This window comes from Pectobacterium aroidearum (assembly GCF_041228105.1).
Classification (GTDB): domain Bacteria; phylum Pseudomonadota; class Gammaproteobacteria; order Enterobacterales; family Enterobacteriaceae; genus Pectobacterium; species Pectobacterium aroidearum.
This window is the reverse complement of the sequence record NZ_CP166097.1, coordinates 247,638-259,144: the sequence shown is the minus strand read 5'-3', so window position 1 is coordinate 259,144 and position 11,507 is coordinate 247,638. Positions and strand designations below refer to the sequence as shown.

At 54.0% G+C, this 11,507-nt stretch carries 7 protein-coding genes; 3 read left to right on the top strand and 4 right to left on the bottom strand.

The window, feature by feature from the left end:
* Nucleotides 1-3: 3 nt before the first annotated feature.
* Nucleotides 4-2,031, bottom strand: coding sequence for a DNA helicase Rep (gene rep / locus AB8809_RS01105; RefSeq protein ID WP_015842109.1), 2,028 nt, complete (start codon nt 2,029-2,031; stop codon nt 4-6).
* A gap of 160 nt (nt 2,032-2,191) precedes the next feature.
* On the opposite strand from rep, the gene ppiC reads away from it, so the two are divergent.
* Nucleotides 2,192-2,473 carry a peptidylprolyl isomerase PpiC gene (ppiC, locus tag AB8809_RS01100; protein ID WP_015842110.1) on the top strand — a complete coding sequence of 94 codons (282 nt, stop codon included), beginning with the start codon at nt 2,192-2,194 and terminating at the stop codon, nt 2,471-2,473.
* A gap of 75 nt (nt 2,474-2,548) precedes the next feature.
* Here the strand turns inward: ppiC and putA are convergent, their stop codons facing one another.
* Entirely contained in the window at nt 2,549-6,517 is a 3,969-nt protein-coding gene (gene putA, locus AB8809_RS01095; protein ID WP_349856670.1) for a trifunctional transcriptional regulator/proline dehydrogenase/L-glutamate gamma-semialdehyde dehydrogenase, read from the bottom strand.
* 196 nt (nt 6,518-6,713) lie between these two features.
* On the opposite strand from putA, the gene putP reads away from it, so the two are divergent.
* The gene (gene putP / locus AB8809_RS01090) at nt 6,714-8,198 is read left to right on the top strand and encodes a sodium/proline symporter PutP (protein ID WP_349856671.1); all 1,485 of its coding nucleotides are present in this window, start codon (nt 6,714-6,716) and stop codon (nt 8,196-8,198) included.
* Nucleotides 8,199-8,240: 42 nt separating this feature from the next.
* Here putP and AB8809_RS01085 read toward each other — a convergent pair whose 3' ends face one another.
* A complete protein-coding gene (locus AB8809_RS01085) occupies nt 8,241-9,128 on the bottom strand; it encodes a LysR family transcriptional regulator (protein WP_349856672.1) in 888 nt (295 codons plus the stop codon).
* Nucleotides 9,129-9,229: 101 nt separating this feature from the next.
* Here AB8809_RS01085 and AB8809_RS01080 point away from each other — a divergent pair, with 101 nt between their 5' ends.
* Nucleotides 9,230-9,856, top strand: coding sequence for an NAD(P)-binding domain-containing protein (locus tag AB8809_RS01080; protein ID WP_349856673.1), 627 nt, complete (start codon nt 9,230-9,232; stop codon nt 9,854-9,856).
* 120 nt (nt 9,857-9,976) lie between these two features.
* Here AB8809_RS01080 and ilvC read toward each other — a convergent pair whose 3' ends face one another.
* A complete protein-coding gene (gene ilvC / locus AB8809_RS01075) occupies nt 9,977-11,455 on the bottom strand; it encodes a ketol-acid reductoisomerase (RefSeq protein WP_015842115.1) in 1,479 nt (492 codons plus the stop codon).
* Nucleotides 11,456-11,507 lie beyond the last annotated feature (52 nt).

Genomic DNA, 11,507 nt, shown 5'->3' with positions numbered 1-11,507 from the left:
AGTTTACTCCCCTTCCCCTTTCGCCTTTGCCAACATCGCCCGGATGTTGGCAACGTTCGCCTGACCTTTCTGCATCCGCTCTTGTGCACTAACCACTTTCCGTTCCGTTTCCCACACCACATCATCCTGCGGCAATTCAAGCAGGAAACGGCTCGGCTCAGGGCGAACTAATTCACCATACTGGCGGCGCTCTTTGCAAAGCGTAAAGATGAGTTCACGCTGTGCACGCGTAATCCCCACATACGCCAGACGACGCTCTTCATCAACGTTGTCCTCATCAATACTGCTTTGGTGCGGCAGTAGTCCCTCTTCCATTCCGACCAAAAAGACGTACGGAAACTCCAGACCTTTGGACGCATGCAGTGTCATCAGCTGTACCTGATCCAGCTCCTCTTCACTCTCTCCACGCTCCATCATGTCCCGCAGCGTGAAGCGCGTCACCACCTGCGTCAGCGTCATCGGTTCATCCAGTTCAGACCCTTCCAGCATTTCCGTCATCCAGCTGAATAGCTGATTGACGTTCTTCATCCGCATTTCCGCCGCTTTTGGGCTAGGTGAAGTTTCATACAGCCAGCTTTCGTAGTCCAATCCATGAATCAGGTCGCGCACGGCGGCTACCGGTTCATGCTCTGCCAAACGGGCGATTTCCGCCATCCACTGCGTAAACCGTTGCAGGGATTCCAGCCCACGGCCGGTCAGCGACTGGCTCAGCCCCAGATCAAAACTCGCGCTAAACAGGCCTTTATTGCGTTGCCCCGCCCACTCACCCAACTTCTTCATCGTCGCCGGGCCAATTTCACGTTTGGGCGTATTCACGATGCGTAAGAATGCGCTGTCATCATCCGGATTGGTCAGAACGCGCAGATAAGCCAGCAAGTCTTTAATTTCAGGACGGGAGAAAAAGGACGTGCCGCCGGAAATGCGATACGGAATACGGTTCTGCATCAGCATCTTTTCAAACAGGCGCGACTGGTGGTTACCACGATACAGAATTGCATAGTCGCCATACTGGGTCTTTTTAATAAAGTGATGGGCGATTAGCTCACCAACGACCCGTTCCGCCTCATGATCTTCGTTGTTGGCGGTAATCACTTTAAGCTCATCACCGTAACCCAGCTCCGAGAACAACCGTTTTTCAAAGACGTGCGGGTTATTGGCGATGAGAATATTGGCCGCTTTCAAAATACGCCCGGATGAGCGGTAGTTTTGTTCCAGTTTGATCACATCAAGCGTGGGGAAATCCTGCTGCAGCAGCACCAGATTCTGTGGACGCGCCCCGCGCCAGGAGTAAATAGACTGATCGTCATCGCCAACGACAGTGAAACGCGCACGGGTGCCGACCAGCAGCTTAACCAGCTCATACTGGCTGGTGTTGGTGTCCTGATATTCATCCACCAGCAGGTAGCGTAAGCGGTTCTGCCAACGTTCGCGTACCTCAGCATTCTGCTTCAGCAATAGCGTAGGCAGCAAAATCAGATCGTCGAAGTCCAGTACGTTACAGGCACGCAGATGTTCGTGATAGAGCGAATAGCAATGCACAAACAGCTTGTCGCGTTCAGAACGCGCCGTCGCTGCCGCACCGGCAGGATCGATCAGATCGTTTTTCCAGTTTGAGATCGTCGAGATCAGCTGTTGCAGCAGAACCTTATCATTTTCCAGCCACTGCTCCGTCAGCTCTTTCAGCAGCGCCATCTGATCCTGATCGTCGAACAGGGAGAAATTGGATTTCATCCCCAATGCGGCGTATTCACGCTTGATGATCTCCAACCCCAGCGTATGGAAAGTCGCAATCATCAGCCCGCGTGTTTCTTTGCGCCCCAGCGTTTGCGCCACGCGCTCCTTCATCTCACGCGCCGCTTTGTTGGTAAACGTCACGGCAGCAATATGCCGCGCCTGATAGCCACACTGGCGGATAAGGTGCGCAATTTTATTGGTGATCACGCGGGTCTTGCCTGAACCTGCACCCGCCAGTACCAGACAAGGTCCGGTGACGAATTCGACGGCGTGCTGTTGGCTGGGGTTTAAGCGCATAACGATCTTGCTCACTCATAAAACGGAAGGCGATTGTAGCAGAAAGCCGTATCGATCTTGACCGAGGATTTGTTATTAAGGAAAGCACGTCGCAGTCCACATCTTGCGTTGCAAATGTTACATTGCGCACCGGAATCTCTTTTGCAAAAAAGGTAACAACATGGCAAATACCGCAGCAGCTTTGCACATTCTGGTAGACACTGAACAGCAGGCTAACGATATCCTTGCTCAACTGGAAAAAGGCGCTGACTTCCAGAAACTGGCGCAAAAACACTCGACCTGCCCGTCAAAACGCAACGGCGGCGATTTAGGTGAATTTCGTAAAGGTGACATGGTGCCAGCGTTCGATAAGGCCGTGTTTTCCTGCGAATTGCTGAAGCCGTTTGGTCCGGTGAAAACCCAGTTTGGATACCATGTGATCAAGGTGCTATACCGCAACTAAGCCGTTACGCTGATGCCCCGAACATAAAAAGCGCGCCGACCTTCTGGTTTGGCGCGCTTTTTTCTCTTGGACACCTTAGCCTATTGTCATCAGACTCGCATTTCCCCCCGCTGCCGCGGTATTAATACTCAAAGAACGTTCATTCAGCAGACGTTCAAGCTGAACGTGGGTATCCCCCTGCGCGTAGCCCAACGGCAGGATAATCGGACCGTCTCGTTCGGCAAGCGTTTTACTCAACAGCCGTAACCGATCGGCGTCTCCGTGATAAATGACGCCATGAAAAGACACATCGTCCCGCTGCCAGTCAGGCGTGAACTGAATATGCGACTGCACTTCTGCGGGTAATCGGTCATAGAGCGTTTTCTCCTGTTCACCTTCCGGCCACAGCAGTTGCCCACCGATTGCCAGCACCGCCGCCGTCTGAATCAAGCGATCTTCCTCGTTATCCGCCAGACACAAAATCCGTTCACGCGGCAACAACGTATAGCTATTGCTTTCTCCTGTGGGGCCCGGCAGCTGTCGCGTTATCCCGCTGACGCTATCTTCCCTGTAACGCTGGCACAGCGTCGCCAGACCGTGACATTCCCCGGCAATCGCCCATGTTTCCAGCACCTGAAGCCCCGCCAGCGGCGACGTTCGGGTAGAAATATCGGGAGACGGCTCACGATCCTGCTGCGCAAATCCTGCCGCGAGCGCGTCGTCCGGCCGATGAGCCAACAAGCGGTACAGATAAAGCGGCCCGCCCGCCTTTGGCCCGGTTCCCGATAAGCCTTCACCGCCAAACGGCTGAACCCCGACAACGGCACCAACCATATTACGGTTCACATATTGGTTGCCCACCCTTGCCTTGCCTGTCACACGCTGGATGGTTTCATCAATGCGGGTATGCACGCCCAGCGTCAGGCCGAATCCTGCCGCGTTGATTTGCTCAATCACGGTATCCAACTGCTGGCTTTGATAGCGAACAACGTGTAAAACTGGACCAAAAACTTCTTTTTTCAGCTCGCCTATATTGCCCAGTTCGATCAGCGTCGGCTTCACAAACGTCCCGTGCCGCCATGTCTCTTCATCCTGTGGATACGCGGCCTGAAACACGGTATGGCCTTGCGCCCGCATCGTCTGAATATGCAGTTCCACATTCTCTTTCGCCTCCGCATCAATCAGCGGGCCGATATCGGTCGATAAGCGTTCAGGGTTCCCCATTCGACACTCCGCCATCGCGCCCCGCAGCATAGTCAGAGTGCGATCCGCAATATCGTCTTGCAGACACAAAAGACGCAGCGCTGAGCAACGCTGTCCGGCGCTATCGAACGCAGAAGCGATAACGTCATTCACCACCTGTTCCGTCAGTGCAGAGGAATCGACAATCATCGCATTCAGGCCACCGGTTTCGGCAATCAGCGGTGTCAAACGCCCCTGTGGATCGAGCCTGCCAGCGATGCTGCGTTGCAGCGTTTTGGCAACGGCCGTCGATCCGGTAAATACCACGCCGCGTACCCGTTCATCGCCGACCAACGCTGCGCCAATCGTTTCTCCCTGACCAGGCAATAGTTGCAGCACGCCCTGAGGGACACCCGCCTCACGTAAAATACGTACTGCCTGTGCCGCAATCAGCGGCGTCTGTTCAGCTGGCTTCGCTAATACGCTATTTCCCGCCGCCAGTGCAGCAGAGATTTGTCCGGTGAAGATCGCCAGCGGGAAATTCCACGGGCTAATGCAAACCACCGGCCCCAGCGGACGATGGGTATCATTAGTGAACGTATCCCGCACCTGCCCCGCGTAATAGCGCAAGAAGTCCACCGCTTCGCGCACTTCCGCAATCGCGTTACTGAAGGATTTCCCCGCTTCCCGCACCAGCAAGCCCAGCAGGCTCTGTAACTGATTTTCCATCAGCGAGGCGGCCTGATTCAGTATCGCAGCACGCTCCGCAGGTGGCGTCGCAAACCAGATGGTGCCAGCATGTACCGCCGTTTCTATCGCCAGTTCAACATCCGCCACGGAGGCATCGCGAACATAGCCCACCACATCGTGCACATCGGCAGGATTCACCACGGGCTTTTCTTCACTCGCCACGCTTTCGCCCTCAAGCATCGGTGCGGCATACCACGGCTGAAGTGCGTGACTCAGCAACGTACTGGAGAGCGAAGCCAGCCGGTGCTCGTTCGAGAGATCCAACCCACTCGAATTCTGCCGCTCTCGACCATATAGTTGACGCGGCAGGGGAATGCGGGGATGCGGTGCGCCCATACTCCATTCCACTTTTGCCAGCGCTTCTACACCGCGAATCGGATCGGCGATCAGCGTTTCCAGCGGCATTGAGGTATCTGCGATGCGGTTAACAAATGAAGTATTCGCGCCGTTTTCCAACAAGCGTCGCACCAGATAAGCCAGCAGCGTTTCATGGGTGCCAACCGGGGCATAAATACGGCACGGTCGGTTCAATTTACCGTCCGCAACCGTGCCAACCACCTGATCATAGAGCGGTTCCCCCATGCCGTGCAGGCACTGAAACTCATACTGACCGGGATAGTAATTGTTGCCCGCCATGTGGTAGATCGCGCTTAGCGTCTGGGCATTGTGCGTGGCGAACTGCGGATAAATCAGATTCGGTACGGCCAGCAGCTTACGGGCGCACGCCAGATAAGACACATCGGTATAGACCTTACGCGTGTAGACCGGGTAGCCCTCCAGCCCGTCAACCTGTGCCCGTTTAATTTCGCTATCCCAGTACGCACCTTTCACCAGACGAATCATCAGCCGCCGACGGCTGCGCTGTGCCAATTCAATCAGCGCATCGATCACATACGGGCAGCGTTTCTGATACGCCTGAATGACAAACCCGATGCCATTCCATCCCGCCAGCTGCGGTTCCATGCAGAGTTTTTCCAGCAGATCGAGTGAGATCTCCAGTCGATCGGCTTCCTCCGCATCAATATTGATGCCGATATCGTACTGGCGCGCCAGCAGCGTTAGCGTCAACAAACGCGGGTAGAGTTCTTCCATCACGCGGTCGTACTGTGTCCGGCTATAGCGAGGATGCAGCGCCGATAGCTTGATGGAGATGCCCGGCCCTTCGTAAATCCCGCGCCCGTTCGAGGCTTTGCCGATAGCATGAATCGCCTGCTGATAGGCCGCCAGATACGCGGTAGCGTCGTGTTCCGTCAGCGCCGCTTCACCTAACATATCGTAAGAGTAACGGAAGCCTTTCTCCTCTCGCTCACGGGCATTCGCCAGCGCCTCACCGATGGTTTCTCCAGTAACAAACTGCTCCCCCATCAGCCGCATGGCCATATCAACGCCTTTGCGGATGAGCGGCTCACCGCTTTTCCCGATCATGCGGTTCAGAGAATTCGACAGGTGCGCCTCGTTGTGTGTCGCCACTAACTTTCCGGTAAACAATAGCCCCCAGGTTGCGGCATTCACAAAGAGCGACGGGCTGTGACCAAGATGCGCCTGCCAGTTTCCTCGGCTGATTTTGTCGCGGATCAGCGCATCGCGCGTAGATTTATCAGGAATACGCAGCAACGCTTCAGCTAAACACATCAGCGCCACCCCTTCCTGAGAAGAAAGTGAGAATTCCTGTAGCAGTCCTTGCACGATGCCTGCACGCCCGCTCCCGGCTTTCTGGCTACGTAATTTCTCAGCCAGTCGATAAGCCAGTTGCTGCGTTAATGCCGACATTTCATCGGTAAGTCTTGCCTGTTCAAGCAAGATAGGTACTAATTCATTTTCGGGTCGGCGATAAGCAGAAGTAATGGCTGCGCGGATAACTGACTGGGGAAGAACCTGCTCAGCGAAATCAAGGAAGGGTTGGTGGGTTTCTTCTTCCCGAGATTGCGGCATAATCTCTTCCGCTTCAATGTGGCTGACGTTCGCCCATTGCGGTGTTTCAGGAGTGTCGAGGCCACTTTCGAGGCGTTCGAGGTAATGGAAAATAGCCTGTTTGATCAGCCAGTGCGGTGTACGATCAATTCGCTGTGCTGCAGCCTTGATGCGTTCGCGCGTTTCCTCATCGAGTTTTACACCCATCGTGGTAAAGCCCATAGCGTCCACTCCTGTCATTAGAAGATGCACATCGGGAAAACGTCAATATCGACCATGTTGCAACTTTGTGCAACCTTGTTAACAAATGGAGCGGTTGCAACCCCTTATCACCTTCAGACCTCGTTCCGGCCTGAGTGATGACAATAAAACACAGCGTCGCCGCAACAGCGGCACGAAAAATAATGTGGAGAGTTGAATGACAATAAGCACACCTATGTTGGTGACGTTTCTGGTGTATATCTTCGGGATGGTTCTCATCGGCCTGTTTGCCTATCGCGCAACGAATAACTTTGGCGATTACATTCTGGGCGGACGTCGGATGGGCAGTGTGGTGACCGCATTGTCGGCAGGCGCTTCCGATATGAGCGGCTGGCTGCTCATGGGGTTACCGGGTGCCATTTTCATTTCCGGGATCTCGGAAAGCTGGATCGCGATCGGCCTGACGTTAGGCGCCTACCTGAACTGGAAATGGGTCGCCGGACGCCTACGCGTACACACTGAGGTCAACCACAACGCGCTTACCCTTCCTGACTATTTCACCCACCGCTTTGAAGATAACAGCAAATTACTGCGTGTGATTTCCGCGTTAGTGATCCTGATTTTCTTCACCATTTATTGTGCATCCGGCGTGGTTGCGGGAGCTCGTCTGTTTGAAAGCACCTTTGGCATGAGCTACGAAACCGCGTTATGGGCAGGGGCAACAGCCACCATTGCCTATACCTTTATCGGCGGCTTTCTGGCCGTGAGCTGGACGGACACCGTTCAGGCCACCCTGATGATTTTCGCCCTGATCCTGACCCCCGTGATGGTCATTTTATCACTGGGAGGGATAGACACCTCACTCATGGTGATTGAAGCAAAAAATCCGGCCAATATGGATATGTTCAAAGGGCTGAATTTTGTTGCCATCATCTCGCTGATGGGTTGGGGTCTGGGCTATTTTGGTCAACCGCACATTCTGGCGCGTTTTATGGCCGCCGATTCACACCACACGATCCACAGTGCACGTCGCATCAGCATGACCTGGATGATTCTGTGTCTTGCCGGTGCCGTGACGGTGGGTTTTTTCGGCATCGCCTACTTCCACAACAACCCGGATCAGGCCGGTAGCGTGACGCAAAACAGCGAGCGTGTCTTTATCGAGCTGTCGATGTTGCTGTTCAATCCGTGGATTGCCGGCGTGCTGCTGTCTGCGATTCTGGCCGCCGTGATGAGTACGCTGAGTTGCCAGTTGCTGGTGTGCTCCAGCGCCATCACCGAAGATTTATACAAGCCATTCCTGCGCAAGAATGCCAGCCAGAAAGAGCTGGTGTGGGTGGGGCGCGCCATGGTACTGCTCGTCGCTATCATCGCTATCGCGCTGTCGCTTAATCCTGAAAACCGCGTTCTGGGTCTGGTGAGCTATGCCTGGGCTGGGTTCGGCGCCGCATTCGGGCCGGTGATTTTGATTTCTCTGCTGTGGCCGCGCATGACGCGCAACGGTGCGCTGCTCGGTATGATCGTGGGTGCAGCAACCGTGCTGATCTGGAAACAGTACGCCTGGCTGGGTCTGTATGAAATTATCCCTGGTTTCATCTTCAACAGCCTGACCATTTTTATCGTCAGCCTGCTGGGTAAAGCGCCATCAAAAGCAATTACCGACCGCTTCAATCAGGCGGAAGCTGAATATCAGTCCGAGTAGTCATCACGCCCGTGGCATCATTTGGATGACACGGGCTTATCGTTATCCGAAAGTTGCTCTGATTGCATCGACAAAGGTTTTAATTTTAACCGCCGACCGCCGTCCCATCGGGACCATAACATGAACCGGGCGAGCAGGGCCGTCATAGTCAGATAGCACCTGAACCAGTCGTCCGCGGTCAATTTCCTTACGTAGCACGGCCTCCGGCCCAAGCGTAATACCATATCCCTCTATCGCTGCATGTAGCAACGCGTTCCAGTCATTAGCAAAAAGCCTACCCTGTGGCCTGACTTCTTCGGACTTACCCTCTTTCTGGAATACCCATCGGCAAGACGTCGCGGCGGTGCGTACACCATAAATAAGGCACGCGTGACGTGCGAGGCTGGCTGGCGTCTCCGGCACGCCTTCACGCGCCAGATAGTCAGGCGATGCACAGGCAATCAACGAGTAAGGCTGAAGCGGCCAAGCCACCATCGAACTATCTGCCAATTCACCGATACGAATAATGACTTCAAACCCCTCTTCTATTGGGTCGACCATACGATCATTCAGCGTCAGCGCAATTTGCGTGTCAGGATAGCGGGCAAGATAGTGTGTGATAAACGGCGCGAGTAGATGCGATCCCCAGGTAACCGGCGCGTTAACCTGAATAATTCCTGAAGGTGTCACCTGCATCTCACGGGCGACTGCGTCAGCATCCTCTGCCTCGGCAAGCACAACCTTGCAGCGCTCATAATAACGCAAACCAATATCCGTCAGGCTTTGCTTCCGCGTCGTACGATTCAGCAACCGAACGCCAAGCCTCGCTTCAAGCCACGCCACCTGCTTCGCCACCATCTGTGGAGATATGCCTAACGCTTCTCCGGCGGCGGCAAAAGACCCTAACTCCGATGCTTTGACAAAGACACTCATACTGGTCAGCCGGTCCATTATTCGCTCATATTTGTTGTTTGTTTGCTTTTAAAATCACAATTTATCTTCAAATTGTAGGCAATTAAGCTGCTTTTCTCAAAAGCATTAAGGAGAAGAAGATGAATATCGGCATTATTGGTGCAGGCTTTGTTGGACGGGCGATAGCTAAATTAGCGCTTCAGAACGGTCATCAGGTCATGCTCAGTAACTCACGCGACCCCCAATCACTTTTCAGCCTCCGCCCGATGATCGGCTGCGATATCGGAACCGCCACTCAGGCCGCGCTATTTGGTGACATTGTGGTTATCGCCGTTCCCTTTACCGCCATCGATAAACTCCCTGAACAGGCTTTACGGGGAAAATCCGTCATCGATACCGTCAATTACTATACCGAGCGAGATGGTAAGGTCACCGCACTTGATACGCGCAGCACCACGACCAGCGAGCTACTGGCGTGTTATTTACCAGACGCCAGGATCACCAAAGCGTTCAATGCCATCCCTATGACGCAGCTTGAAAGCGATGGGCTCCCGACAGGCTCAGCCAATCGCCGCGCGCTACCGCTTGCAGGTGATGATGAGCAGGAAAAAGCTATTGTGGCTGAACTCTATGATGCATTCGGATTTGATGTGGTCGATGCGGGAAAATTGTCTGAAGGATGGCGCTTTGAAAGAGGTATGCCGTCTTACTGTATTCGTATGACAAAAGCAGAATTAACCACTGCGCTGACGCTTGCCTCACGCTAAAGCACCGCCAATAGGTAACGTAGATAGCGCAGGCTAAGGGATAACTACGGATAAAAAAAATGCTGCTCCCTGAGGAGCAGCATAGCAATCATCGTGTTTCAGTAAACGTAGAACGTCACATTAACCCGCAACGGCGATACGCTTCATGTCTTTCATGTAACCACGCAGCGTTTGGCCTACGGTTTCGATTGGGTGGTTACGGATAGCTTCGTTAACATCACGCAGCTGCGCGTTGTCCACTTCGGTACCCGCTACCGCTTTGCCCAGATCGCCCGGCTGCAGAGATGCCATGAACGCATCTTTCAGCAATGGAACAGCGGCGTTAGCGAACAGGTAGTTACCGTATTCTGCGGTATCAGAGATAACCACGTTCATTTCATACAGACGCTTACGCGCGATGGTGTTGGCGATCAGCGGCAGCTCATGCAGTGACTCGTAGTAAGCGGATTCTTCGATGATGCCAGAGCTCACCATGGTTTCAAACGCCAGCTCAACGCCCGCTTTCACCATCGCAACCATCAGCACGCCGTTATCAAAGTATTCCTGCTCAGCGATTTTACCGTCGAACTGCGGTGCGTTTTCGAATGCCGTTTTACCGGTCTCTTCACGCCAGGTCAGCAGTTTCACGTCATCGTTCGCCCAGTCAGCCATCATGCCGCTGGAGAATTCGCCGGAGATGATGTCATCCATGTGTTTCTGGAACAGCGGCGCCATGATGCCTTTCAACTGCTCAGACAGCGCATAAGCACGCAGTTTTGCCGGATTGGACAGGCGATCCATCATCAGCGTAATGCCGCCCTGCTTCAGCGCTTCGGTGATGGTTTCCCAGCCAAACTGAATCAGTTTTTCTGCATACGCCGGATCGGTACCTTCAGCAACCAGTTTGTCGAAGCTCAGCAGAGAACCTGCCTGCAACATACCGCACAGAATAGTCTGCTCACCCATCAGGTCAGATTTCACTTCCGCAACGAATGAAGATTGCAGAACGCCAGCACGGTGACCACCGGTTGCCGCAGCCCAGGCTTTAGCAATTGCCATGCCTTCGCCCTTCGGATCGTTTTCCGGGTGAACCGCGATCAGCGTTGGTACGCCGAAACCACGTTTGTATTCTTCACGTACTTCCGTACCTGGGCACTTCGGCGCCACCATTACGACGGTGATGTCTTTACGGATTTGCTCGCCCACTTCAACGATGTTGAAGCCGTGGGAGTAGCCCAGCGCTGCGCCCTGTTTCATCAGCGGTTGTACCGCCTGAACAACAGCGGAGTGCTGTTTGTCCGGCGTCAGGTTAACCACCAGATCAGCCTGCGGGATCAGATCTTCGTAGGTGCCGACAGTGAAGCCGTTTTCGGTCGCTTTGCGCCATGATGCACGTTTTTCTGCAATCGCTTCAGCACGCAGGGCATAAGCGATATCCAGACCAGAATCGCGCATGTTCAGACCCTGGTTCAAGCCCTGAGCACCACAGCCGACGATCACCACTTTTTTCCCTTTCAGGTAGCTCGCCTCATCGGCAAATTCATCACGCCCCATAAAGCGGCACTTGCCCAATTGATCCAGCTGCTGACGCAGGTTTAATGTGTTGAAATAGTTAGCCATGTCGTGCTCCGTATACGGTTTTGTTTGTCTATTCTTCGAGAAAGGATTCCCG